Here is a 23910-nt window from a genome sequence, read left to right as displayed (position 1 = left end):
CGCTTCCGTCCGGCCCCGGCGCATGCCGGCCCACGTGTGCCGGGCGCCGGTTTCCCTTCCCTCTTTCCCCGAACGCCGATAGAAGATGTGCTCGCCCTCCCGCCGTGCCGCGGGGCGGCGCCTTGCGCCATGACGACCCGCGGGAGAACGCGTGACACATCCGGGGACCGACGCCACCGAAACCGCAATGCCGGCCGGCCGCGGCCGCGCCGCCAGCGCGATCGCGCTGGCCGCCGCCCTGGCCGCGGGCCTTGCCCTTGCGGGAGCGCCCGTCGGGGCCCAGCAATCCGGCGATAGCGCAACCGTTCCGGTGCAGACAGAAGCCGCCCCCGCCGCATCGCAAGCGCCGGATCAATCGGCGCCGGACAAGGCCGTCCCCGACACGCCTCCTCCGGCCGACGCCGTGGTGCAGCCGACGGCGCGCCCGCTCGACATGCCGATCGATCGCCGCCAAGACCGGAACGGCGGCAGCGAACCCCCCCGGCCGGCGGACGCAGACACCGCCGCCCCTGCCGCGCCGGCCCCCTCCGCCGGCACCCAGGGCACCGACGCGCCCCAGCCGGAGACCGCGCCGGCAAGTGCGCCCGAAGCCGCCCCGGCCGGCGGCGAGGTCGACGCCGAGCTTCGCACCACCACGCCCCTTGCCATTCCCATGGCCGAACTGCGCAAGAAACTGGAAGCCTGGGAACGCAACCTCAACCAGATGACGGCCGCGCTGCAGCGCGAGGGCCTGACCAACCGGGACCTCAACGAGTTGCAGGGCAATCTGGAGGTGCTCCGGCTCGACACCCTGCAGACGCAGAAGTCGATCAGTCCGGCGGTCGATGCGCTCAATGCCCGCATCCAGCAGCTTGCCCCGGCCGAAGACGAGACGGTCGAATCCCGGGAGGTGAAGGAGAACCGCACCGAGCTGGAGAAGGAACGCGCCCAGCTCGAAGGCCTCGTCAAGCAGATCGGCGTGGCGACCCTGCGCGCCGAGGAACTGGTCGCCGCCGTCAACGACCGCAAGCGGACCCTGTTTGCCCGCCGTCTGTTCGAGCGCGAACGCAGCATTGCCGACCCGACGCTCTGGCTCAATGCCCTCAACGACTTGCCCGCCGCCCTCGGCAGCCTCGCTCTCCTGGCGGTCGACTGGTGGGGCCTGCTGAAAGCACAGATCGGCGAGGTCGCCGGCATCGTTCTGATCGCCATGGGCGGCTTGATCCTGACGGTGGTCGCCGTTTTTCACCGGCTGCTGCTGCGCAAGTCGAAACGCATGGCGATGACCGAGGAGCCGCCGCTCCTGAAAAAGGTCTGGGCGGCCCTCGTCGTCATGCTGGTCAACATGATGCTGCCGCTCATCGGCGTCGGCGCCTTTTTCGGCATCATCGAGGCGATCGGCGCCTCGCCCGACCGCATCGACAACTTCTCCTGGACGATCATCTTCACCGTCCTGACCCTGTCCGCCACCCATGGCCTGACCCGCGCCATCCTGGCGCCGGGCCGGCCGAACTGGCGCATGGTGCCGCTGACCGACGGCGCGGTCGACCGGCTGATCATCCTGATCTTCTCCATTGCCGTGATGCTGGCGGCCAACGTGCTGCTCGACGGCATCGCCCGCAATCTCTTCGCGCCGATCTCGCTGACGCTGCTCGTCCATGGCAGCTTCGCCGTCGTCTACCACCTCCTGATCCTGTCCAGCGTCAGAATCGTTGCGCGCGGGCGCATTGCCTCCGGCGCCGACGACCAGGCGAGCGCCGGGCGGTTCTGGTCCTGGTTCATCCCGCTGGTCACGCTGGCCTCGATCGCCGGCCTTTTCGGCACCATGCTCGGCTTCATCGCCTTCGGCTGGTTCGTCGCCATCCAGATCATCTGGACGGTCACCGTCCTGTCGCTCCTGCACCTGCTCTTGATCTTCGTCGACGAAACCCTGACGACGGGGCTCAGGAACGCGGCGGCGGCCCGCATCGAGGCCGGCGACAATCTCGTCTCCCAGGCCCGCAGCGAGCAGGTCGGCGTCGTCCTGTCCGGTCTCTTCCGGATCATCCTGATGGGCCTTGCCGCCGTCCTCATCCTGACGCCCTGGGGCGTCCAGTCGACCAAGCTCCTCGGGTCGCTGGAGGCCGTCTTCTTCGGCATCCAGGTCGGCGACGTGACGTTCTCGCTGTCCGCCGTCCTGATCGCGCTCGGCATCTTCCTGACCGGCTACGCCTTCACCCGCTCGATCCAGAGCTGGATGGAGAACCGCCTGTTGCCGAGCACCAGCCTCGACATCGGCCTGAAGACCTCGATCAAGACCGCGGTCGGCTATGTCGGCGTCATCGTCGCCGGCATGATCGCCTTTTCCTATATCGGCCTCGACCTGCAGAACATCGCCATCGTCGCCGGCGCGCTCTCCGTCGGCATCGGCTTCGGCCTGCAGTCCATCGTCAACAACTTCGTCTCCGGCCTGATCCTTTTGGCCGAACGGCCGATCAAGGTCGGCGACTGGATCGTCGTCGGCTCCGAGCAGGGCTTCGTCAAGCGCATCAATGTGCGCGCCACCGAGATCGAGACCTTCGACCGCGCCGCCGTCATCGTGCCGAATTCCGACCTCATCTCCGGCGTCGTCAAGAACTGGATGCACAACGACGTCACCGGCCGCATCATCGTTCCGGTCGGCGTCGCCTATGGCAGCGACCCGGACCAGGTACGCGAGATCCTGATGGAATGCGCCCGCGAGCAGAAGATGATTCTCGCCTACCCGGCCCCGAGCGTGTTCTTCATGAATTTCGGCGACAGCTCGCTGGATTTCGAGCTGCGCTGCTATGTCAGTGACGTCGGCTACCTGCTCGGCACGGCCAGCGACCTGCGCTACGACATCTACCGGCGCTTCGGCGAGGCCGGCGTGGAAATTCCGTTCCCGCAGCGCGACATCAACCTGCGCGATATGGACCGGCTGGAAAAACTGATGGACAAGCGCAAGGCCGGGCGCGCCAAGCCGAAGACGGCGGACACCCCGCGCGACGACCGGCCGAGCTACGCCGACATCGATCCGAACGATGCGGATGGAGATGATTAACCATGTCCGTGCTAAGACGGCCGGCGGGACACTAGAGCGTTTCACGCGATGGAGGCATCGCCCGAAACGCTCCAGCTTTTTTTTGGACGCGTATTCTTATCCGGAAAGCCGTCTCCGCTTTCCGGGAATACGCTCTAGGAACAGGGACTTCATAGATGCCTGAACGGCTTTTTCCGGCGCCGGGGCGCCGCCTTGGGGCGATCCTCATTGCCGCCGCGCTCGGCCTTGGCGCCTGCACGGGGCCGGAGACCGTCTCGCCCATGTACCGCGAGCTTGACCGGCCCGGCGTCGACCTCGGCAACGACGTCGTCATCTACGAGGTCGTCAACTCCTACCGCGCCCGCAGCGGCCTGAGGCCGCTCACCGCCGATCCGGTGCTGAACCGGCTGGCCCGGGAGCAGGCCGAGGCAATGGCCGAAAAGGCCGATGTCCGCGTCGCGCTGACGGCGGGCCGCAAGATCGACAAGCGCCTCGACGATGCCGGCTACGCCCACAAGGCGGCGGCCGAGAACGTCTCCGCCGGCTACCGCACCATCGCCGAGGCCTTTTCCGGCTGGCGCTCCTCGAAACAGCACGACGCGGTGCTGCGCCATCCCACCGCAACCAGAATGGGTGTTGCCACGGCCTACGTACCGGGCAACAAATACCGGGTGTTCTGGAGCCTCATCGTCGCCGAGCCTGCGGAATAGGCGATCGGCGGCGCGGGAAAGGCGAAACCCATGCTGCCGCAGGCCACCGACTATGACGCCCTGAGGGCCGCGTTCCGCTGGCAGGTGCCGGAGCGCTACAACATCGCGCTCGATGCCTGCGACCGCTGGGCCGTGCGCGACCCGGACCGCACGGCGATCATCCACGTCGCCCACGACGACACCGTCACCGACGTCTCCTTCCGGCATCTCGCTGAAAGCTCCAACAGGCTCGCCAACGCGCTCGCCGCCCACGGCATCGGCCGCGGCGACCGGGTCGGCATCCTGTTGCCGCAGATGCCGGAAACGGCGATCGCCCATTTCGCCATCTACAAGCGCGCCGGCATCGCCGTGCCGCTCGCCGCCCTGTTCGGCGTCGATGCGCTCCGCTACCGGCTCGGCGATTCCGGCGCCAAGGCGCTGGTGACCGATGCCGCCGGCGTCGAGAAAATCGCCGCGCTCGCCGACGATCTCGAACACCTGACCCTCGTCGTCTCCGTCGACGGGCCCGCGACGGCCGGGCGCATTCCCGTCGTCGGCCTTGCAGACCTCCTGCAAAAGGCGGCCGACATCGCCGACGTGGCCGATACCGGCGCCGACGATCCGGCGATGATGATCTACACCTCCGGCACCACCGGGCCGCCGAAGGGCGCGCTGCACGGCCACCGCGTCCTCCTCGGCCACCTGCCGGGCGTGGAGATGCCGCATGAGTTCCTGCCCCGCGCCGGCGACCGCCTCTGGACGCCGGCCGACTGGGCCTGGGCCGGCGGGCTCCTCAACGTCCTGCTGCCGGCGCTGCATTTCGGCGTGCCGGTGCTGTGCCACGCCTTCGAGGGGTTCGACCCGGAAAAGGCGTTCCGGCTGATGGCCGAGCACCGGGTCAGGAACGCCTTCATCCCGCCGACGGCCCTCAAACTTCTGCGCGCCGTCGACGACCCGAATTCCCGCTACGACCTCGACCTCAGGACCATCGGCTCGGGCGGCGAATCGCTCGGCCGGGAAGTCTATGAATGGGGCCGCGAGACCCTCGGCCTGACGATCAACGAGTTCTACGGCCAGACCGAGTGCAATCTGGTGCTCTCCTCCTGCGCGGCCATCGGCGTGACAAGGATCGGCGCCATCGGCAAGCCGGTACCGGGCCACGACGTCGCCGTCATCAACGCCACCGGCGAGGTCGCCCCGCGCGGTACGCTCGGCCAGATCGCCGTTGCCCGGCCCGACCCGGTGATGTTCCTCACCTACTGGAACAACGCCGAAGCGACGGAAGAGAAATTCGTCGGCGACTGGATGCTGACCGGCGACCAGGGGATCATGGACGAGGACGGCTACGTCCATTTCGTCGGCCGCGACGACGACGTCATCACCTCCGCCGGCTACCGCATCGGCCCAGGCGAGATCGAGGACTGCCTGATCAGCCATCCGGCGGTAAAGCTCGCCGCCGCCGTCGGCAAGCCCGATCCGGTACGCACGGAAATCGTCAAGGCCTATGTGGTGCTGGCGCCCGGCGAGGCGCCGAGCGCGGAGCTTGCCGACGCCATCCGCGAGCACGTCCGCACCCGCCTCTCCGCCCACGAATATCCGCGCGAGGTCGCCTTCGTGACGGAAATGCCGCTGACCACCACCGGCAAGGTCATCCGGCGGAAATTTCGCGAAGAAGCACAGAAGGAAGCGGCTGAGGCGGCGAAAGAGGGCAGCCGATAGGCTGCTCTGGATTGCATCGCTTCGCTCGCAATGACGAATTTCTCAATGCTTTCAAAGTCATTGCGAGGAGGCCGTAAGGCCGACGCGGCAATCCAGAAACCCTGCGGCTGCCGCCGGAACCAGGCACCACGAAGACCCTATCTGCCGTTCAGCCTCCGCCGGACTGTCCCGACCAACCCCTTCGCAAGCGCCCGCGAGCGCTGATAGGCGCCGGCCTCCGCCGCCGCCAGCCGGAACCGCGTGCGCGAGCCGCCGGCCGGGACCAGCAGCGTGCCGATGGTGCGCCGCTCGTGCCAGATGTGGTCGACGATGGGGTGGCCGGCATCGGCGAGGGAGTCGATACGGTTGACGTAAACGTCATCCAGCACGGCCTCGGTCAGGCCGAGAAGGGTCAGGAAGCCCGGCGACTGGGCGGCAAATTCCATGTCGTGCGCCATCTTCCAGGTGAAGACGTCGCCGCCGTCGGCCAGCGAGACCACGATGCCGACGGGATTTCCGTCGATCCGGTAGGCGTCGATCCGCACACGTCCTTTTTCCGCCAGCCCGGCGACCGCTTCCTGCGCAAAACCCGTGATCCCCGGGTCGCAGGCGAGTGCGGTCCCTTTGTCGCCCTTCCAGCCCGAGGCTTCGAGTTCTAGGAATTCCGCAAATGCCGCGGCCACGGCATCGGGCTCCGTGGCGGTGGTGAAGGTCACCGCGCCGTGGCGGGCGAGCCGGCGCAGGAACCGCCGCTCGTTGCGTCGGCGGCAGGGCGACAGCACCGTCTGGCGATAGGCCTCGGCGGACAGCGGGCTGTCCAGCAGGGCGCGCCGGTGGACATTCAATGCAACGGGCGCCACGCCTAGCACCGGCGCATGGCGCCGCAGCGCCGCGCCGACGGGCCCGTCGAGACCGAGTTCGGGGAAGGCAAGCGCGCCGCCGGAGCCGGGCACAAGCAGTGCCGCGACGGCGGCCTCCACCGCGTCCCGGTCGACAAGCGGCGTGCCGAGCGGCGCGTAAGGGTGGGCCCAGACCGACCAGGACGCCCCGAAGACGCCGAAACCGAGGGAGCCGCGAACGACCGGGGCAAGCGCCAGGAGCCGCCCCGCGCCGTCGCGCACCCGGCGGATGGCGATGCGCTTCGGCAGAAGCGCTGCGATCGCCGGCAAAAGGAATTCGGGGCGGAAGAACGGATTGGGGTCCGCCGCCCGGTCGGCAAGGTCGCGCCAGACGGCGAGATCGGCGGCGGCGGCCGCGACCGGCACGGTCTCGCAGGCCAAACCCTGCAGGCCGGGAGCAAGGGCCTCGATTGCCGTCCTGTCGCAAGCCCAATCCATTGCCTACTCCGCCGCCGGGGCCGGCTTCGGCCGGGCAAAGACGAAGACGTTGAGGCCGAGCTTGCGCCTGGTGACGGAATAAAGCGCCAGCGACTCGCCGATCAGCGCCAGGCTCATGGCGGCGGCCGCGCCTTCCGCGCCATAGGCAGGGATCAGGAGCAGGCAAAGCATGAGATTGGCAGCGAAGGTGCCGCCATAGACGGCGGCCGCCGCGTTCTGGTGCCCGGCCATGGTCAGCAGCGATTCCACCGGCCCGAGGGCGGCACGGGCGACCACGCCGGCGGTGAGGATGACGAGGGACGGATAGCCGGCGGCAAAGCCGGCGCCGAACAGCGACAATACCAGCTCGCCGAAGACGACGAGCAGGAGGGCAAAGGCCAGCGACGGCCAGAACGTCCATTTGACCGAATCGGCGACGAAGCGGGCGAGCCCGTCATGGTCGCCGGAATGGAAGAATTTCGAATAGCGGTGGGCGGCGCCGGCGCGGACCGCATAATAGACGAAATGGACGAGCGCCAGGGTCTTGGTCGCGGCGAAATAGACCGCCACCTCGTCGGGCGAGCGGAACTGGCCGAGGATGACGACGTCGGTCCCGGTCAGCAGCACGAAGAAGCCGTCGACCAGCAGGATCGGCAGGGAGATGCGCAGCCAGTCGCCAAGCGCAAAGCGCCGCGCGCCGGCGGCAACGACGCCGGCAAGCCGCCGGTCGAGCCGCAGCCACTGGATGACGGCCGAGACATAGGTGGCGCCGATGGCGGCAAGACAGACATTGGCGGCATCGAGGGGAACGCCCGCGGCGTCCATGCCGAGGACAACGGCGAGGATCAGCATCGGGCGCCAGATATAGATCGGCGACAGGGCCAGGTCGGTCCAGGAATAGGCCCGGCAGATGCCCTCCTGCACCTCCGTCAGGGTGAAGAGGGGCAGGCAGACCAGCGCCAGATAGATCGGCAGCACATAGTGGCTGGCAACGAGATCGCCGAGGGCGAAGACCCCGAGCGCGCCCATGCCGGCGATCGCGGTTGACGCGACGAGGCTGACGAGGCGGCTGCCGAGAATGATCCCGCGCAGGTCGTCGAGCCGCGCCGTTTGCTCATATTCCGGGATCAGGCGGATGACCGAGGTGGCAAAGCCAAGATGGACCATGGAGCCGAGGATGGTCACCCAGGTCCAGACGACGACGAAGACGCCGTATTCGAAACCGCCGAGGAAGCGGGCAAGCAGGATCTGCGAGCCGTAGGCAATGGCCGCGCCGACGATGCGGATGGCAAAGGCGATGGCCGCCATGCGCTGGGCGCTGGCGTGCTCGTCGGTGCCCTGGAGAATGTCCTCGAGCCGGGCGACGAGCGGCGCGGCGCGGCGCGACAGGCGCGGCGGCAAAAGGCCCAATCCGGTCTTGATCCGCATTGCCCGCAAGGAGCGCTCCCCATGCTCAGGCGCGGCGCCGAGGCGGCAGGCCGGCCGGAGGAGAAAGTGTCGCAGGCAAGGTTTAAGATTCCGTGCGCCGGTCTGCCGAATCGCTTGGGATAGTCCGTAACGGCGCCGCGCACGCTCATCTGTATGAATTTAATATCTTGTATGCAACGGATGCAGAGAAACTGAAGACAATTAAATTCAATAGCTTGACATTCCGCACCCCGGTGGGCGGCTCGGAACACCGGCCGCAGACGACATCAAGGCGGCTCCATCACGCCGTGGATGTATCCAGTTTATACTTGCGAAATCTTGCGCCCTCATGGACAACCTCGCCAGCGAATTCGGCACCGAGACGGGCAAGCCCGGCGAGATTTTTCCGCGACGGCGGTAGCAGGAAGGTGACGAACGGAATGCGCGGATCGGACCGGGCACGGTCCAACGCCAGCCGTGTGATCCGCATGCCGAAGCCGAAATGCTCCGGCCTCAAAACGAGCCCGAAGTCCCACTCCATCGCCTCCTTCTGGAAGCCGCCCCAGCCGGCATAGCGTTCGCCGACAAAGATCGCCCAGTGTCCGAGCCCGTCGCGGCGCCAGGTCGCCTCCTTTGCTGCAACGAAGGCCCGCGCCGCCGCCCGGTCCCAGCCGCCCCTGTCGAGCGGCATGTGCTCGGTGACGCGCGGATCGGACATCTGCGCCGCGATCGCCTCCAGCGATACCTCGCCCAGCCGGCCGAAGCGGATGTCGGGATCGGCGGTGTCGGCGGTCATGGGCGAGGCCGAACCGCCGTGCCTATTTCGTCTCGTCCATAGCCGCGGCAATCAGCGCCTTGGCGTCGGGCGAATCCCATTCGGCGATGCCGTGCAGGACGCCGATCTCGCAGCCCTTCTTGTCGACCAGCAGCGTCGTCGGCATGCCGATGGCCCGGCCGCGCTTTTTCAACTCCTCGAAGATCTGCGAGGACGGGTCGGCGTAGAAGTCGAGGCTCTCCACCCCGATCTGCTCGTAGAACTGCCGCGCCCGCTCCGGATTGCGCCGGTCGATATTGACCGCAACGACGTCGAAGTCACCGCCGCCCATCTCTTTTTGCAGCGTATCGAGCGTCGGCATCTCCTTGCGGCACGGCGCGCACCAGGTCGCCCAGAGATTGAGGAGCACCGTCTTGCCACCGAAATCGGCGACGGTCATCGGCTTGCCGTCGGCGTCGGTGAAGGCGAGGTCGGCGAGGAAGCGCGACTGCGATGTCGGGATGAAGCCGGCGACGTCGCCCGTGCGGTAAGGGGTTATCCGTTCGGCGATTGCCTCGGCCGCCGCGCACTGCGGATTGGCGCTGCCATTGCCAGACATGCCCCCGATCCCGTATACCGCCGCCAGACCAGCGACGATGCCGACCGCACCGGCCGCCAGCGCCACCTTCACAAGGCGTGAAACTCCTGCTTTATGGGTCGTCATCTCGCTAAAGATCTCCGGAAAGGATCGATATGAGCAATCGCATGTGGGGAGGCCGGTTTTCCGAGGGCCCCGACGAGATCATGGAAGAGATCAACGCCTCCATCGATTTCGACAAGAAGCTCTACATGCAGGATATCGCCGGCTCCATGGCCCATATCCTGATGCTCGAGGCCAAGGAAATCGTCGGCTCGGAAGATGCGCAGAAGATCCTTCACGGTCTAGACACGATCCTGCGAGAAATCGAGGCCGGGAAGTTCCAGTTTTCCCGCGGCCTTGAGGACATCCACATGAACGTCGAGGCGCGGCTCGCCGAACTGATCGGCCCGGCCGCTGGCCGACTGCATACGGCACGCTCCCGCAACGATCAAGTCGCCACCGACTTCCGGCTCTGGGTGCGCGACACCGTCGACGTGATCGACGGCCAGATCGCCGAGTTGATGCTGGCGCTGACCGAGAAGGCCCAGGAGCATTTCAACCAGGTGATGCCCGGCTACACCCACCTGCAGACGGCCCAGCCGATCACCCTCGGCCACCACCTGCTCGCCTATGTGGAGATGCTGGCGCGCGACCGCGGCCGTTTCGGCGATGCCCGCAAGCGGCTCAACCAGTGTCCGCTCGGCGCCGCGGCGCTGGCCGGCACCTCCTTTCCCATCGACCGCTACATGACCGCCAAGGCACTCGGCTTCGACAAGCCGATGTCGAACTCCCTCGATGCCGTCTCCGACCGCGACTTCGCGCTGGAGACCCTTTCCGCCGCCGCCATCACCGCGACCCACCTGTCGCGGCTGGCCGAGGAGATCATCATCTGGTGCTCGTCGGAGTTCAACTTCATCAAGCTCTCCGACAAGTTCACCACCGGCTCGTCGATCATGCCGCAGAAGCGCAATCCGGACGCCGCCGAACTGGTGCGCGCCAAGACCGGGCGCATCAACGGCGCGCTGGTCTCGCTGCTGACGGTGATGAAGGGCCTGCCGCTGGCCTATTCCAAGGACATGCAGGAGGACAAGGAGCAGGTCTTCGACGCCATGGAGACGCTGTCCCTCAGCCTTGCCGCCATGGCCGGCATGATCCGCGACATGGAGCCGGAGAACCGGTACATGCGACGTTCGGCCAATGCCGGCTATTCGACGGCGACCGACCTTGCCGACTGGCTGGTCCGGGAAGTCGGCATGCCGTTCCGCGAGGCCCATCATGTCACCGGCCGTGCCGTCGCCGCGGCGGCGGAAAAGAAGGTGTCGCTGGACAAGATGACGCTGGAGGACCTGCAGGCCATCGATTCCCGCTTCACCGACGACATCTTCAACTTCCTGTCGGCGGCGAACTCGGTCAAGAGCAAGACCAGCTACGGCGGCACCTCCCCGCAGAATGTGCGCATGGCCGCCAAGGAGTGGCTCGCCCTCCTCAACAGGAAGGCCACGAAATTCTCCCAGGAAGACCTGGAAGACGATTGAGCCGCCGGGCCGATCGGCTAAGATCGGCCGCGACAGAACCGGAGCCGCACCCCGTGACCCGCTCGCGCCAGAACCGCAACGTGAACCGACATCGCGGCCGCGCCGCCGTGACCGCCGTCATCGTCCTGACGGCCGCCCTGTCGCTTGCCGGCTGCGGCCGCCGCGGCACGCTGGAGCCGCCGGCCGACGCCGCCTCGCGCCGCGACCCGGCCGTGCCCATGGTCAAGAACGAAAAGGGCCGCGAGGTCCCGGACCGGCCCTTCTTCCTCGATCCCCTTCTCTAGGGCCGGACCTCCAGACGCCCCCCAGGGAACCGCCAGAAAGCTGCCGCCGTGCACCATTTCGCCTATAAGAACGGCACATTGCATGCCGAGGACGTCGCCGTCGATGCCATCGCCGAGGCGATCGGCACGCCGTTCTACTGCTATTCCTCGGCGACGCTGGAACACCACTACGACGTCTTCATGAATGCCTTTGCCGGCATGTCGTGCCTGCTGTGCTACGCCATGAAGGCGAATTCCAACCAGGCCGTGCTGGCAACGCTCGCCGCCAAGGGCGCCGGCGCCGACGTCGTCTCCGAAGGCGAATTGCGTCGCGCGCTGGCCGCCGGAATCCCGGCCGAGAAGATCATGTTCTCCGGCGTCGGCAAGACCGCGGACGAACTGGCCTTTGCGCTCGATGCCGGCATCCACTGCTTCAACGTGGAGTCCGAACCGGAGCTGGAGCTGTTGTCCGGGATCGCGTCGAGCCGCGGCGTCGAGGCTCCGGTCTCCTTCCGCATCAACCCGGATGTGGACGCCCGCACCCACGCCAAGATCGCCACCGGCAAGGCCGAGACCAAGTTCGGCATCCCCTGGACCCATGCCCGTGAGATCTACGCCCGCGCGGCCGGCCTGCCGGGCATCCGTGCGGTCGGCATCGACATGCATATCGGCTCCCAGATCACCGAGCTTGAGCCGTTCGCGGCGGCCTTTTCGCGGCTCGGCGATCTCATCGAGGTCCTGCGCGCCGACGGCCACGCCATCGACCATATCGACCTCGGCGGCGGCCTCGGCATCCCCTATCACGACGGCATGGAGCCGCCGCCCCATCCGGAGCGCTATGCCGAGGTGGTGCGCGCCCATGTCGAGCGGCTCGCCTGCAAGATCGTCTTTGAGCCGGGCCGGCTGATCGCCGGCAATGCCGGTATCCTCGTTACGCGCATCGTCTATGTGAAGCCCGGCGATACAAAGGCCTTCTACATCGTCGACGCGGCCATGAACGACCTGGTGCGCCCGACCCTTTACGAGGCCTATCACAGCATCCGCCCGGTCGAGGAAGCCCGCATCGGCGGCGCCAAGAGGTCCGTCGACGTGGTCGGCCCGGTCTGCGAGACAGGCGACTTCCTCGCCCGCGACCGCGAGATGCCGGAGCTTGCCGCCGGCGATCTCGTCGCCGTCATGTCCGCGGGCGCCTATGGCGCGGTCCAGGCGACGACCTACAATTCGCGGCTCCTGGTGCCGGAGGTGCTGGTCAAGGGCGACCGCTTCCACGTCGTGCGCCCGCGCCAGACCTATGAAGAGATGATCGGGCTCGACAGCGTGCCGGACTGGCTGGCCGAATAGACAACGACCGCTGGCACCCGCCGGCCGGATCACGTCTGTTTGATCGCGGTTTTTCCGAAAATCCCGCCACAAAAGGGACAGATCGATCATCTGTGCTAGATTCTTCTGAGAACGGCCAGGCGGCCGTCAGGAGCGCTTCGTCACACGCTCCCAAGGAGGATTTCGAAAGGTGAGAAACCGCCGGCAGGGCAGCGAGGACATGTCGAACGGGAACGCACGGGGCTTCTGGCGGACCGTCCTCGGCACCGGCCTTCAGGACCGCATCGCCAGCGCCGTCTGGCGCGCCCGCGCGACGCTGTTCTGGGAGGAGGCCTGGCCGCGGCTTGCCCATCTCCTTGCCGTCGTCGCCCTGTTCCTGTCCGTCTCCTGGCTCGGCCTCTGGCTGGTCGTCCCCGACTGGCTGCGCTTCGCCCTTCTCGGCGTCTTTGCCGGCGCCGCCGTCTTCACCCTGTGGCGCCTTGCGCAATTGCGCTGGCCGGACCGCGCCGCCGGCCTTTCCCGCGTCGAACACCATTCCGGCCTCATCCACCGCCCGGTCACCGCCGTCACCGACGCCCTTGCCTCCGGCAGGCGGGACGCGGCGAGCCGCGCGCTCTGGGAGCTGCACCAGAAGCGTGCCGCGGAGCGCCTGAAGAAGATCGCCGCCGGGTTGCCCGAGCCGAAGCTCTATCGCACCGACCCCTATGCGCTCCGGGTCCTCGTTGCCGCATTGTTCGTCATCGGCTTCAGCGTTGCCGGCCCGGACCGCACGGCGCGGCTCTCCGGCGCCTTCACCGCACCCGCCGAAGAACCCGGCGCCGGCTACCGGCTGGACGCCTGGATCGATCCGCCGACCTACACCTCGCGCGTGCCGATCTTCCTGACCCGCGAGGAGACGCCGGCCCGCGACCCCGACAAGCCGATCGCCGTGCCGGCCACCAGCCGTTTCGTCGCCCGCATCCAGGGTGAGGGCGACTTCGCCGTCTCCTTTACAGCCGACGGCGAGACCGCCGACCTTGCCCCGGTCGGCGAGGGGAGCACGCCGTCCGCCTCCGATGCCCCGGCGAAACCGGCCGAATTCCATCTCGAACTGACAAGGAACGGCACCATCACCGTGCGCGACGGCGAGACCGAGCGCGCCGCCTGGACCTTTGCCGTGGAACCCGACGCCAAGCCCGAGATCAAGTTCACCAAGGACATGGAGACGACGGTCTCGCGGGCCATGAAGCTGACCTATGAGGCCACCGACGACTATGGCGTCGTCGGCGCCGAGGCGACCTTCGCGCCGGTCCCGGATGCCAGCAAGGAAGGCGCCGTTAAAGACGACGCCGAGGATGCCGCCACCGAGCCGCTGATCCCGGCGCCGAAATTCCCGCTCGTCCTCTCCCAGCGCGGCGGCCGCAAGGTCGGCGGCGAGACCATCCGCGACCTTACCGCCCATCCCTGGGCCGGCAGCGAGGTGCTGATGACGCTGACCGCCCGCGATATCGCCGGCCAGACGGGAACCAGCGAGCCGGTCACCATCACCCTGCCGGAGCGCCCCTTCGGCAAGCCGCTCGCCCGCGCGATCGTCGAACAGCGCCGTATCCTCGCCCTTGACCGCGACAAGCAGGGCGAGGTGGTCGATGCCCTCGACGCGCTGATGATCGCCCCGGAGCGCTTCATCGACAGCGCCTCGGTGTTCCTCGGCATGCGCCTCGCCTATCGCCGGCTGGTGTCGGCACAGACCGACGACGAATTGCGCGACGTCGTCGACCTGATGTGGACGCTGGCGCTCTCCATCGAGGACGGCGAAGTCTCGCTCGCCATGCGCAAGCTGCGCGAGGCCAAGGAGCGGCTGGAACAGGCGCTGGAAAACGGCGCCTCGGACGAGGAGATCGCCACGCTGACCGAAGAGCTGCGCCAGGCCATGAACGAGTTCTTCCAGGCGCTCGCCGAACAGGCCCGGCGCAACCCCCAGGCCATGGCGCCGATGGACCCGAACGCCCGCAGCCTCAGCCAGGAAGACATGCAGCGAATGCTCGACCGCATCGAGGAACTGGCGAAATCCGGCTCCAAGGATTCGGCCCGCCAACTGCTGTCGCAGATGCAGCAGATGATGGAAAACCTGCAGACCGGCAGGATGCAGTCGCCGCAGACCGAGGCCGGCCGCGAAATGGCCGAGATGCTGGAACAGCTCGGCGAGATGATCCGCCGCCAGCGCGAGCTGATGGAACAGACCCACCGCTTCAACCAGGAGCAACAGCAAGAGGGCGAGCAGCAGAACGGCCAGCAGGGCCAGAATGGTGAACGCCAGCAGCAGCAGGGGCAGTTGCAGCAGGGCCAGGGCGACCTGCAGCGCCAGCTTCAGGAAATGATGAAGCGGCTTCAGGAGCTCGGCATGCAGCCGGGCCAGCAGCTCGGCGAGGCGGAAGGCTTCATGGGCGATGCCGGACGCCAGCTCGGCAAGGGCCAGTCGGGCGATGCCGTCGGCAGCCAGGGCAACGCGCTGAACGCGCTGCGCGAGGGCGCCGACCAGATGATCGAGCAGATGATGTCCCAGGGCCGCGGCCAGGGCCCGCGCATGGGCCGCAATCCCAACAACGACCCGCTCGGCCGGCCGCGCCAGACGGACGGCCCGAGCTTCGACGACCGCACCAAGATCCCCGGCGAGATCGACGTCCAGGAGGCGCGCCGCATCCTGGAGGAGCTGCGCCGCAGGCTCTCGGACCCGAACCGGCCGCGCCTGGAGCTGGACTACCTGGAACGGCTAATTCCCGGCAACTGAGGCCATCTGCGGCGCCGACCCGGCGAGCACCCGGCCGACGGCGGCGCGGATCTCGGCCAGCGAGAACGGCTTGGAGATGACGTCCTCGACCAGTTGGTCGAGCCCGTGCGCCCGCTCGCGCTGGTCGGCAAAGCCGGTCATCAAGAGGATCGGCATCTTCGGCCAGTCCCGCGCCACATTGAGCGCCAGCGCGATGCCGTCCATCACCGGCATCTTGATGTCGGAAAGGAGCAGGTCGAAGCGGCCGTCCTCGGCCAAGAGCACCTCGCTCGCCTCGCCGCCATCCGAGGTCACGGTCACCGTATGCCCGTCCATCTCGAGGGCGCGCGCCACGAAGGCGCGGACCGCATCGTCGTCTTCCGTCAAAAGAATGCGCGCCATCAGCGTTCTCCTTCTCCGGCCTTTCCGGGGCCGGCCGCAGCCGCCGGCGGCTCCCGGAGCGCCCCGATATAGGGCAGTTGCCGATAGGCATGACCCATGTCGATGCCGAATCCGAAAATGAACCGGTCCGGGCAGTCGAAGCCGACGAAGTCGGCGTTGATGTCGACCGCCCGCTTGCCCGGCTTGTCCAGGAGGGCGACGATCGCCACCCGCCGCGCCCCGCGCTCCAGGAGCCGGTCGCGGGCGAAGGCGAGCGTGCGTCCCGATTCCAGGATATCGTCGACGATCAGGATGTCGCGACCGGCAACGTCGGTGTCGATGTCCCGAAGCACCTCGATCCGGCCGCTCGACGTGGTTCCGGCGCCGTAGCTGCGAAGCTGCAGGAACTCGATCTCCGGCGCCATCCCGGTACGGTGCATGGCCCTGAGGAGATCGGCGGCGAACATGAACGAGCCCTTCAGCACCGCCACGACCAGGAGATTCTCAAAACCCGTGCGGGCGATCTCGCCGGCGAGGTCGTCGATCCGCGCTGCGATCTCTTCTTCGCTGTAGAGGACGTCGATCTGCGGCTCCGTCATCGGCGCGCGGTCCTTCCGATCTGCACGTCGGTGAACCGGACCTGCATGCTCTGGGTCTGCAAAGGCGGCTCCGTCAGCCGGCTGGTGAAGGGGATCGTCTCGCCGGCCTGGATGACCGTCTTGTCGGGATCGATGGCCCAGGCGTAGATTTCCTCGCCGCGCTGGCCGCGCAAGCCGAAGCGGATCTTCGGCACCGTGCGCTCGCCATAGGAGACGTTCTCGATCGCGCCATCGACGATCAGGATGGTGGCGCCGTTGTCGAATTCCCGCGACACCCGGATGTCGCGGAATTCAAGGCCGCGCAGGTTCACCTCGAACCCGATCGCGGCGTAGAGCCCGCCGAGGTCCGGCACCTTGCGCACGATATCCTCGCGCTTGACGATGAGGGCGAGGATCACCGATACGACGACGACGAAGGAAACGATGCCGCCGAACTTGCCGAATGCCAGCGCCTTGGCGGCCATCGCGGCACTCGCCCGGCGCCCCATCTCGCGGCTTCGCTTCAGCCGCGGCCGCCGTCGCGGCTTGGCGAGCGATTCGATGTCGTGCGGCGGCTCTTCGTCCGTATCCTTGGCGGCTGCCGGCATCGAAACGCCGGCAAAGGGTGCCCCGTCGGCCGTCGGTCCCAGGTCTTCATCGGGAGCAGGGTCGTCGTCGGACGCCTTGGAGGCCTCGTCGATGGTCGCCATCAGGGCGGCCATGTCCAGTTCGCCGTTCTCGTCGTCCCCGGCGTCATCGGAGGCGCCCGGCCCGTCGAACAGCGCGTCGAGCCCGGCCTGGTCCATCTCTGCCGAGCCGTCCGCCGCCACAGGTTCGTCGAACAGCGCATCGAGGTCGGCCTGGTTCATTTCCGCCGAGTCATCGCCCGATGCGTCCCCTGCGGCGGGCTCATCGAACAGCGCGTCGAGCGCCGCCTGGTCCATCGGCTCGGAAGCATCCTCATCGCCCGGCCCGTCGAACAGGGCGTCCAGATCCGCCTGGTTCATGGGCCCCTCGGGCGCGTCCGCCGCAACCTCTTTCTTGGCTGCAGGCGCCTTCGCCGCGGGTCTGGCGGCCGAAGCGCCGCCGCCCCCCGCCGCGGCCACCTTCGCCTCGGGCATGGCCACCTCGATGGCCTCCGGCTCTTCCCTGTCGACGCGCCAGATCATGCCGCAGCGGTTGCAGCGCACGTCGCGTCCGTCCGGGCCGACGGCTTCGTCCGGGAGCGAATACGATGTCGCACAGGTCGGACAGGAAATTTTCATATGCGGACCACCTTGCCGTCACCGGCCTGAAACCGCAGCCTATCAGACGAATCTTAACATGCCTCATGGCAGCCGGGGGCGGCGCAGGACACCGCGCCGACAAATCGCGGCGCGTTCCGGCTCCTCAAAGAACAAAGGAAAACGTTAACGTTAATGAAGCGTTAACATGGCTCGACCAAGTTGGGCCGGAGCAACGAAAAACGACGGGAAAAGCCGAAACAGGGCGTTGAGGAGCAATTTGCGTGATCCGTTTTGAAAATGTCGGCCTCAGATACGGGATGGGCGCGGAGGTGCTGCGCGACGTCACCTTCCATATCGCGCCGAAGTCCCTGCAGTTCCTGACCGGGCCGTCGGGCGCCGGCAAGACCAGCCTGATCCGGCTGATGTTCCTGGCGCTGCGACCGACACGCGGCCTGATCACCATGTTCGGCCGCGACACGGCGCGCATCCCCAAGAGCGACCTGCCGGCCCTGCGCCGCCGCATCGGCGTCGTCTTCCAGGATTTCCGGCTCCTGGAACACCTGACCACCTATGAGAACGTCGCCCTGCCGTTGAGGGTCACAGGGGTCGACGAGGCGAAATACCGCTCCGACGTCGTCGAACTCCTGAAATGGGTCGGGCTCGGCGACCGCATGCACGTGCTGCCGCCGGTGCTGTCCGGCGGCGAGAAACAGCGCGCGGCGATCGCCCGCGCCCTCATCGCCCAGCCGGAGATCCTGCTCGCCGACGAGCCGACCGGCAATGTCGACCCGCCGCTCGCCCGCCGGCTGCTGCGTCTTTTTACCGAGCTCAACAAGCTCGGCACGTCGGTGGTCATCGCCACCCACGACATCAACCTGATGAACCAGGTCGATGCCCGCCGCATCGTCCTCCATGACGGACGGCTGGATATCTATGACTGACGCAGAGGACAGCGCCCGCGAGGAGACCGCCGCGCCGGAACCGGAGAAAAAGGATGCCGGATCGGCGCCGAAGCGGCGTGGCGCGCGCGAGCGCCTGAAAAAGAAGAAGCGCGCACCGGAGTTTCGCGATGCGGCCCCGATCGTGCCGCCGGCGACCGTTGCCGGCAATGCGCTTGCCATCGTCATCGCCATCATGAGCTTTCTGGCCTGCCTCACCGTCGGCGCGGTGACCGTCGTCCACGACGCCTCGCGCGACTGGCAGGGCGACATCGCCCGCGAGGTCACGGTGCAGATCCGCCCGGTCGACGGCGTCGACATGACCTCCCAGATCGAAAAGGCGATCGCCATTGCGGAAGGAACGCCCGGCATCGCCACCGCCCACGCGCTGTCGGACAAGGAGACCAAGGCGCTGCTGGAGCCATGGCTCGGCGCCGGCCTCGACCTCGACGCCCTGCCGGTACCGCGGCTGGTGCGGGTCGAGCTGAACGATCCCGTCGGCGCCGACATCCCCGGCCTGAAAAAGGCGATCGCCGACAACGTTCCGGGCGGCAGCCTCGACGACCATTCGGCCTGGACACGGCAATTGACCGCGATGGCCCAGACCATGGTGGTCGGCGGCTTCATCATCCTCGGCCTCGTGCTGACGGCGATGGTCCTCAGCGTCGTCTTCGCCACCCGTGCCGCCATGGCCGGCAACCGCGACGTCATCGAGGTCCTCCATCTCGTCGGCGCCGAGGACGGCTTCATCGCCGGCGAGTTCCAGCGCCACTTCCTGCTGCTCGGCCTGAAGGGCGGCGCGGCCGGCGGCGCGGCCGCCATCGTCGCCTTCGCCGCCATGACGCTGTTGCGCCGCCAGGCGCCCGGCACCGCCGCCTTCGACCAGCTCGAGGCGCTCCTCGGCCAGACCGGTATCGGCGCCCTCGGCTATGTCGCGGCGCTCGGCATTGTCTTCGTCGTCGCCGTCCTCACCGCGCTCACCTCGCGGCTGGCGGTCCGGCGCACGCTTGCCGCCATGGAGTGACCGAAAACGCGCAACAAACCGGAGGGTTCGCCGACGTCGCAGTGGAGAAACCCCGAATTGGTCTTGTGGACGCCGTTCGATCGCCGCAATTTAAGGCAATGCTGAACAGATGGACGTTGACGTTATGAGCGCGACGCCCGACCGCCGGACAAACTCCCTCGACGCCGGCGGCGCGGCTGCGGCGGACCGGCGCGACCCCTCCAAAAGGTCGCTGACGACATTGGCGATTCGCCTGTCGCTGGTGGTTGCCGTCTTCTGCGCGGTTTTCTTCGTCGGCGGCTTCCTGCATTTCGCCACCTCGGTCTCGCGGACCGCGCCGGTCGTCGTCGGCAAGGCCGATGCCATCGTCGTTCTGACCGGCGGCGCCCACCGCATCGACGGCGCCCTCGCCCTCCTGGAAGACGGCCGCGCGCAGCGCCTGCTGATCTCCGGCGTCCATCCGACCAACACCCATGCCAGCCTCGCCCGCCAGTCGAAGCGGCGGGCGGCCCTTTTCGCCTGCTGCGTCGACCTCGACAAGAAGGCGGAAAACACCATCGGCAACGCCGAGCAGACCGGCCGCTGGGTGCGCCAGTACGGCTTTCATTCGCTGATCGTCGTCACCAGCGCCTACCACATGCCGCGGTCCATGGCCGAACTGCGCAATGCGCTCCCCGACGATGTGGAACTGAAGCCCTATCCGGTCGTGCACGAGAACCTGCCGCTGGGGCAGTGGTATTCGCGCTGGGGCACAGCAAAGCTGCTGTTCAACGAATACGTCAAGTATGTCGCCGCGCGGCTGCGCCTCAGCATGGACCTCGACGAGGTCGTCCCGGCCCGCATCGCCGGCTGCAACACCTGCGCCGACCGGCACGACATCTGAATCTCTCCCGAATACCCTGCACCGAAGACACATGGTTTCCTGGCGGGCCCGGATACGCTAGAGCAATGCCGGCCGACCTGTTCCAATCCGCCGGACGCCGCCATGCTCGTTCTGAGGTCTCTCCTTTTCAATATCGCCTTCTACGCCTTCATCTCCGTGGCGCTGCTCCTGATCCTGCCGGTGTTCGTGCTGCCGCGGCGCTGGGGCTGGAACGCGGTCCGGTTCTGGGGCATCGCCAATCTCTGGATGCTGCGCCATATCGCCGGCGTGAAGGTCGACATCCGCGGCCGCGAGCACATCAAGCCGGGCGGCTATCTCGTCGCCTCCAAGCACCAGTCGGCCTGGGAGACCTTCGCGCTCGTCCCGCTCTTTGCCGATCCCACTTTCATCCTCAAGCGCGAGCTGATGCACATCCCGTTCTTCGGCTGGTACGCGGCGCGGTTCCGGATGCTGCCGATCGACCGCGGCCGCGGCTCCGCCGTGCTGCCGGCGCTGACCGAGCGCACGAAAAAGGCCGTCGCCGAAGGCCGGCAAGTGATCATCTTTCCCGAAGGCACCCGCCGGCCGGCCGGCGCGGAACCGGCCTACAAGTTCGGCGTTGCCCATCTCTACGCCAATGTCGGCTGCGAATGCCTGCCGATCGCGCTGAATTCCGGCCTCTATTGGCCGCGGCGCACCTTCCTGCGCTATCCGGGAACGATCATCGTGGACATCCTGCCGCCGATCCCGCCCGGCCTGTCGACGTCAACGTTCCACAGGACGCTGAAGGCTGAGATCGAGGCGGCAAGCGCGCGGCTGATCGAGGAAGCCGCCGCGAGCGATAGCCCGCCGCCGCTGGCGCAAGTCGCCGATAATTCCCCGACGGTGGCCGGCACGTCCGCCAGCGATTGAGCGAACAGCAGCGCGTCTCGACGAGGGCGAAGAGTATCAATTTCCTCAAAAAGGTTAGGCCAGCGAAATTTCAGTTCTTCTGGAGCCGGATCCTATACAGCCGTTCTAAAGAAGCAATTATTTACATGGAAGTAATGCATATGTCCCTGGTTCTATCCGACAGATAAATAAAATACTTGAAATCATGAAGTAATTCAGTTATCCAATAAGAATTCTTCGTGACAATGAGTGCAAGTTTCCCGTCCGGCATGCAGCCAACGGAGATGATGCCATGGAGACCGAAGCACCTGTCAATTGCCTGCGCGCCGAGGCGTCGCGAATCGCGGATGTTCTCGGGCACAGCGACCGCTATCAATACTGGGTCGGCGCGTCCGGAAAACGCTATCTGTTCACCACGATGCCGGTTGCCATCGTCGGCGATTTTCAAAACGCCGTCGTTCTGACGACCTTGCCGAGGAAAAACCCTGGGTCAAACTGGGTCGGCACGGCCGCGCAGTTCGTTGCCGAGGCGGCAAGTCTCGGCCGGCCGAAACGCGCCTATGTCCATCTTCTGTCGCCGACGCGCGCCGCACGACAGGCCGTCATCGACGACCTGCACGCCGCGCTGCCGCACTGAAGAAGCAGCCAGGCACGCGTCCGGCATTCAACCGGAGAGCGCATCCGCGATCGCCGTCAGGCGGTGATCGCGGATGGAAAGCTCTTCCAGGTGCCGCGCCGTATTGACGACATATTCCACGTTCGGCCCCGACTGGCCCTTGCCGTGCCGGACGATGTCGATCACCTGGCCTTCCGGTAGCACGCCGGCATATTGCTCGTGGTCGCGGTCGACCACATAGGCGATCGCCTGGGCCGCGCGGCCGCTGCCGTCCTCCAGCACCACCCGGCGGATGCTTTCCTTGTAGACCATGGTGACCTGCTCGCGGGCACGCAGATAGGCGAGCGTCTCGTCGCGCTTTTCCGCCGCCACCCGGAACGCCATGCCAACGCACGAGCCGCCGCGGTCGAGGCCGAGCACGAGGCCGGGGCGTTCGGGCGTACCGCGATGGACATAGGAATAGACGCAGAGCGCACGGTGCACGCCGGCGATCCGCGCCGGCGCCGCTTCGACATGGTCGAATCCCGGCCGCCACATCAGCGATCCATAACCGAAAACCCAGAAATCCTGCATGCATCCGCCCCGGTCGTTGCCACGCGCTTCTGCCGCGCCATCGACCGCAAGACATAGAGGCGAGGCCGGCCGAAGGAAAGACCGTGCGGGACAGGCCCAGGCCGATATGCCAAAAAAGGGCCGGCATGGCGGTTTATCGACTCGAATCGCCGCCCCGACCCGGCGCCGTCGCCCTTTCCCGGAGCAGTCCTTGACCGAAACGCCCCGCCGCAGCCGTTCCAGCAGGATATTCGTCCTGGCAGTCGCCGGCATGGTTGCCGTCATCGCCGCCTGGAGCGCGGCGTGGTGGTACATCGCCGATACCGCGGGAACGGTCATCGACCGGACGCTCGCCAATCTTCGACGCGGCGGCACGGTGATCGACTGCGGCGGGCGCGAGATCGGCGGCTGGCCGTTCCGCCTCGAGGTGCGCTGTGCACCGCTCGACCTGAAGGCGCCGGACGGAACGACCCTGACGGTTGCCGCCGCCCGTGCCGTCGCCCTTGTCTACAAGCCCCGCCATGTCATCGTGGAAGCCGATGCGCCGGCCGAAATCGCCTTGGGCGGCAGGGCGCCGGGCGCCATCGCCTGGAGCCTCGGCCATGCCAGCGTGATCGTCGGCGACCATGGTCCGAGGGAGCTTTCCGTCGCTCTTGAAAACCCGCGGGTCAGCGGCTTCGGACCGGTCGGCCTCAAGGACGTCGCCGCCGCGAACGCCCAGTTCCATATGCGCCAGGCCCCGGACCGGCCGGGCGCCATCGATATCGCGCTCTCCGTCTCCGACCTCGTGGAATCCCCCGTGCCGCTCGGCGCGCCCGTCGGCGCCGGCCTTGAGGCCCGTCTGCCGGCGAACGTTATGCCGAATGCCGCGGGTCCCGTCGCGCTCGCTGCCCGCGCAGCCGGTGGTCCGGCCGTCGACATCACCCGTGCGCATCTGGAGGCGGACACGGCCCGGCTGGCGCTCGGCGGGCATCTGGAACTGAACGCTGCCGGCGCGCCGGAGGGCAAGCTGGACCTGAGGGTCACTGATGCCAGCCGGGTGACCGCCGTGCTGAAGCGTCTGCTGCCGGCCGACCCGGCAAAGCTGGAAAGCATCGAAGGCGCCATCACCGGCTTCGGCCGGAAGGTCGAAGAGGACGGCAAGACCGTCCACGTGCTGCCGATCCAGATCCGCAACGGTCAGGCCTCCCTCGGCCTCGTCCCACTGTTTCGGCTGCCGTCGGTTGGGGGGTAGGCGCACCCTTCACGGCCCACCGGTCGTCATTGCTGTGCAAGTTCAGATATTCGCTGATGGGATTGCGGAAAGGAGCGACCCATGCGCGACAACAGCTATGACCGGACGATTGAACGGAACTATGTTCAGAAGTGGCGTTTCCTGATCAGGGAATATGAGGAGGTGAAGGCCGGCCGGTCGTCGGCCTTTGCCACGGTCGGGGCCTTTTACCGCCACCACGGCACCTGCTCGCAGACCTTCCG

General features: G+C 67.2%; 21 protein-coding genes. 13 read left to right on the top strand and 8 right to left on the bottom strand.

Annotated features, from left to right (window positions below):
- Positions 1-151 precede the first annotated feature (151 nt).
- The 3 genes from CH339_RS20935 to CH339_RS20925 all read left to right on the top strand — a co-directional run bounded on the left by CH339_RS20935 (position 152) and on the right by CH339_RS20925 (position 5427).
- Positions 152-3040, top strand: coding sequence for a DUF3772 domain-containing protein (locus CH339_RS20935; protein WP_146610273.1), 2889 nt, complete (start codon positions 152-154; stop codon positions 3038-3040).
- A 155-nt stretch (positions 3041-3195) separates the two neighbouring features.
- On the top strand, positions 3196-3729 hold the full coding sequence (locus CH339_RS20930; protein WP_111436329.1) for a CAP domain-containing protein: 534 nt from the start codon (positions 3196-3198) through the stop codon (positions 3727-3729).
- 30 nt (positions 3730-3759) lie between these two features.
- On the top strand, positions 3760-5427 hold the full coding sequence (locus CH339_RS20925) for an acyl-CoA synthetase (protein WP_111436328.1): 1668 nt from the start codon (positions 3760-3762) through the stop codon (positions 5425-5427).
- 137 nt (positions 5428-5564) lie between these two features.
- Here CH339_RS20925 and CH339_RS20920 read toward each other — a convergent pair whose 3' ends face one another.
- The 4 genes from CH339_RS20920 to tlpA all read right to left on the bottom strand — a co-directional run bounded on the left by CH339_RS20920 (position 5565) and on the right by tlpA (position 9607).
- On the bottom strand, positions 5565-6743 hold the full coding sequence (locus tag CH339_RS20920) for a GNAT family N-acetyltransferase (RefSeq protein WP_111436327.1): 1179 nt from the start codon (positions 6741-6743) through the stop codon (positions 5565-5567).
- Positions 6744-6746: 3 nt separating this feature from the next.
- Entirely contained in the window at positions 6747-8150 is a 1404-nt protein-coding gene (locus CH339_RS20915) for a lipopolysaccharide biosynthesis protein (RefSeq protein ID WP_111436326.1), read from the bottom strand.
- 280 nt (positions 8151-8430) lie between these two features.
- Entirely contained in the window at positions 8431-8925 is a 495-nt protein-coding gene (locus tag CH339_RS20910; RefSeq protein WP_111436325.1) for a GNAT family N-acetyltransferase, read from the bottom strand.
- A 22-nt stretch (positions 8926-8947) separates the two neighbouring features.
- Positions 8948-9607, bottom strand: coding sequence for a thiol:disulfide interchange protein TlpA (gene tlpA / locus CH339_RS20905; protein WP_111436323.1), 660 nt, complete (start codon positions 9605-9607; stop codon positions 8948-8950).
- A 29-nt stretch (positions 9608-9636) separates the two neighbouring features.
- Here tlpA and argH point away from each other — a divergent pair, with 29 nt between their 5' ends.
- The 4 genes from argH to CH339_RS20885 all read left to right on the top strand — a co-directional run bounded on the left by argH (position 9637) and on the right by CH339_RS20885 (position 15408).
- On the top strand, positions 9637-11058 hold the full coding sequence (argH, locus tag CH339_RS20900) for an argininosuccinate lyase (protein WP_111436322.1): 1422 nt from the start codon (positions 9637-9639) through the stop codon (positions 11056-11058).
- A 53-nt stretch (positions 11059-11111) separates the two neighbouring features.
- The gene (locus CH339_RS20895; protein ID WP_207189646.1) at positions 11112-11342 is read left to right on the top strand and encodes a lipoprotein; all 231 of its coding nucleotides are present in this window, start codon (positions 11112-11114) and stop codon (positions 11340-11342) included.
- 48 nt (positions 11343-11390) lie between these two features.
- Positions 11391-12662: a diaminopimelate decarboxylase gene (gene lysA / locus CH339_RS20890; RefSeq protein WP_111436320.1), complete on the top strand. Its 1272-nt coding sequence runs from the start codon at positions 11391-11393 to the stop codon at positions 12660-12662.
- A 169-nt stretch (positions 12663-12831) separates the two neighbouring features.
- The gene (locus CH339_RS20885; protein ID WP_201241078.1) at positions 12832-15408 is read left to right on the top strand and encodes a TIGR02302 family protein; all 2577 of its coding nucleotides are present in this window, start codon (positions 12832-12834) and stop codon (positions 15406-15408) included.
- Here the strand turns inward: CH339_RS20885 and CH339_RS20880 are convergent.
- Genes CH339_RS20880 through CH339_RS20870 form a run of 3 tightly spaced genes read right to left on the bottom strand, consistent with a single transcriptional unit; the run spans position 15391 to position 17611 of the window.
- Entirely contained in the window at positions 15391-15789 is a 399-nt protein-coding gene (locus CH339_RS20880; RefSeq protein ID WP_111436319.1) for a response regulator, read from the bottom strand. The genes CH339_RS20885 and CH339_RS20880 overlap by 18 nt on opposite strands.
- Positions 15789-16367 (bottom strand): hypoxanthine phosphoribosyltransferase, encoded by a 579-nt coding sequence (hpt, locus tag CH339_RS20875; RefSeq protein WP_111436317.1) that lies wholly within the window; start codon positions 16365-16367, stop codon positions 15789-15791. The genes CH339_RS20880 and hpt overlap by 1 nt, the downstream gene beginning before the upstream one ends.
- On the bottom strand, positions 16364-17611 hold the full coding sequence (locus tag CH339_RS20870; RefSeq protein WP_111436316.1) for a zinc-ribbon domain-containing protein: 1248 nt from the start codon (positions 17609-17611) through the stop codon (positions 16364-16366). The genes hpt and CH339_RS20870 overlap by 4 nt, the downstream gene beginning before the upstream one ends.
- Before the next feature lie 242 nt (positions 17612-17853).
- On the opposite strand from CH339_RS20870, the gene ftsE reads away from it, so the two are divergent.
- The 5 genes from ftsE (at position 17854) to CH339_RS20845 (ending at position 21903) form a co-directional block, all read left to right on the top strand.
- On the top strand, positions 17854-18513 hold the full coding sequence (gene ftsE / locus CH339_RS20865) for a cell division ATP-binding protein FtsE (protein WP_111436314.1): 660 nt from the start codon (positions 17854-17856) through the stop codon (positions 18511-18513).
- The gene (locus tag CH339_RS20860) at positions 18506-19534 is read left to right on the top strand and encodes a cell division protein FtsX (RefSeq protein ID WP_244669194.1); all 1029 of its coding nucleotides are present in this window, start codon (positions 18506-18508) and stop codon (positions 19532-19534) included. Before ftsE ends, CH339_RS20860 begins: the two co-directional genes overlap by 8 nt.
- 109 nt (positions 19535-19643) lie before the next feature.
- Positions 19644-20396, top strand: a complete 753-nt coding sequence (locus tag CH339_RS20855) for a YdcF family protein (RefSeq protein ID WP_111436312.1) — start codon at positions 19644-19646, stop codon at positions 20394-20396.
- Between the two features lie 102 nt (positions 20397-20498).
- Positions 20499-21287 (top strand): lysophospholipid acyltransferase family protein, encoded by a 789-nt coding sequence (locus CH339_RS20850; RefSeq protein WP_111436310.1) that lies wholly within the window; start codon positions 20499-20501, stop codon positions 21285-21287.
- Positions 21288-21558: 271 nt separating this feature from the next.
- Positions 21559-21903, top strand: a complete 345-nt coding sequence (locus CH339_RS20845) for a hypothetical protein (RefSeq protein WP_111436309.1) — start codon at positions 21559-21561, stop codon at positions 21901-21903.
- A 27-nt stretch (positions 21904-21930) separates the two neighbouring features.
- Here CH339_RS20845 and CH339_RS20840 read toward each other — a convergent pair whose 3' ends face one another.
- Positions 21931-22455, bottom strand: a complete 525-nt coding sequence (locus CH339_RS20840) for a gamma-glutamylcyclotransferase (protein ID WP_111436308.1) — start codon at positions 22453-22455, stop codon at positions 21931-21933.
- 190 nt (positions 22456-22645) lie between these two features.
- Here CH339_RS20840 and CH339_RS20835 point away from each other — a divergent pair, with 190 nt between their 5' ends.
- Positions 22646-23668, top strand: a complete 1023-nt coding sequence (locus tag CH339_RS20835; RefSeq protein ID WP_170138608.1) for a DUF2125 domain-containing protein — start codon at positions 22646-22648, stop codon at positions 23666-23668.
- Positions 23669-23910 lie beyond the last annotated feature (242 nt).

Source organism: Rhodobium orientis (assembly GCF_003258835.1).
Classification (GTDB): domain Bacteria; phylum Pseudomonadota; class Alphaproteobacteria; order Rhizobiales; family Rhodobiaceae; genus Rhodobium; species Rhodobium orientis.
The sequence above is the reverse complement of the archived record's forward strand: the minus strand, read 5'-3'. Positions and strand labels throughout refer to the sequence as shown.

Excerpts from the sequence above, each read along its gene's own strand:
- CH339_RS20930 (WP_111436329.1), top strand. The coding sequence starts at position 3,196 with ATGCCTGAACGGCTTTTTCCGGCGCCGGGGCGCCGCCTTGGGGCGATC.
- CH339_RS20925 (WP_111436328.1), top strand. The coding sequence starts at position 3,760 with ATGCTGCCGCAGGCCACCGACTATGACGCCCTGAGGGCCGCGTTCCGC.
- CH339_RS20920 (WP_111436327.1), bottom strand. The coding sequence starts at position 6,743 with ATGGATTGGGCTTGCGACAGGACGGCAATCGAGGCCCTTGCTCCCGGC.
- CH339_RS20915 (WP_111436326.1), bottom strand. The coding sequence starts at position 8,150 with ATGCGGATCAAGACCGGATTGGGCCTTTTGCCGCCGCGCCTGTCGCGC.
- CH339_RS20910 (WP_111436325.1), bottom strand. The coding sequence starts at position 8,925 with ATGACCGCCGACACCGCCGATCCCGACATCCGCTTCGGCCGGCTGGGC.
- tlpA (WP_111436323.1), bottom strand. The coding sequence starts at position 9,607 with ATGACGACCCATAAAGCAGGAGTTTCACGCCTTGTGAAGGTGGCGCTG.
- argH (WP_111436322.1), top strand. The coding sequence starts at position 9,637 with ATGAGCAATCGCATGTGGGGAGGCCGGTTTTCCGAGGGCCCCGACGAG.
- CH339_RS20880 (WP_111436319.1), bottom strand. The coding sequence starts at position 15,789 with ATGGCGCGCATTCTTTTGACGGAAGACGACGATGCGGTCCGCGCCTTC.
- hpt (WP_111436317.1), bottom strand. The coding sequence starts at position 16,367 with ATGACGGAGCCGCAGATCGACGTCCTCTACAGCGAAGAAGAGATCGCA.
- CH339_RS20870 (WP_111436316.1), bottom strand. The coding sequence starts at position 17,611 with ATGAAAATTTCCTGTCCGACCTGTGCGACATCGTATTCGCTCCCGGAC.
- CH339_RS20860 (WP_244669194.1), top strand. The coding sequence starts at position 18,506 with ATGACTGACGCAGAGGACAGCGCCCGCGAGGAGACCGCCGCGCCGGAA.
- CH339_RS20855 (WP_111436312.1), top strand. The coding sequence starts at position 19,644 with ATGGACGTTGACGTTATGAGCGCGACGCCCGACCGCCGGACAAACTCC.
- CH339_RS20850 (WP_111436310.1), top strand. The coding sequence starts at position 20,499 with ATGCTCGTTCTGAGGTCTCTCCTTTTCAATATCGCCTTCTACGCCTTC.
- CH339_RS20845 (WP_111436309.1), top strand. The coding sequence starts at position 21,559 with ATGGAGACCGAAGCACCTGTCAATTGCCTGCGCGCCGAGGCGTCGCGA.
- CH339_RS20840 (WP_111436308.1), bottom strand. The coding sequence starts at position 22,455 with ATGCAGGATTTCTGGGTTTTCGGTTATGGATCGCTGATGTGGCGGCCG.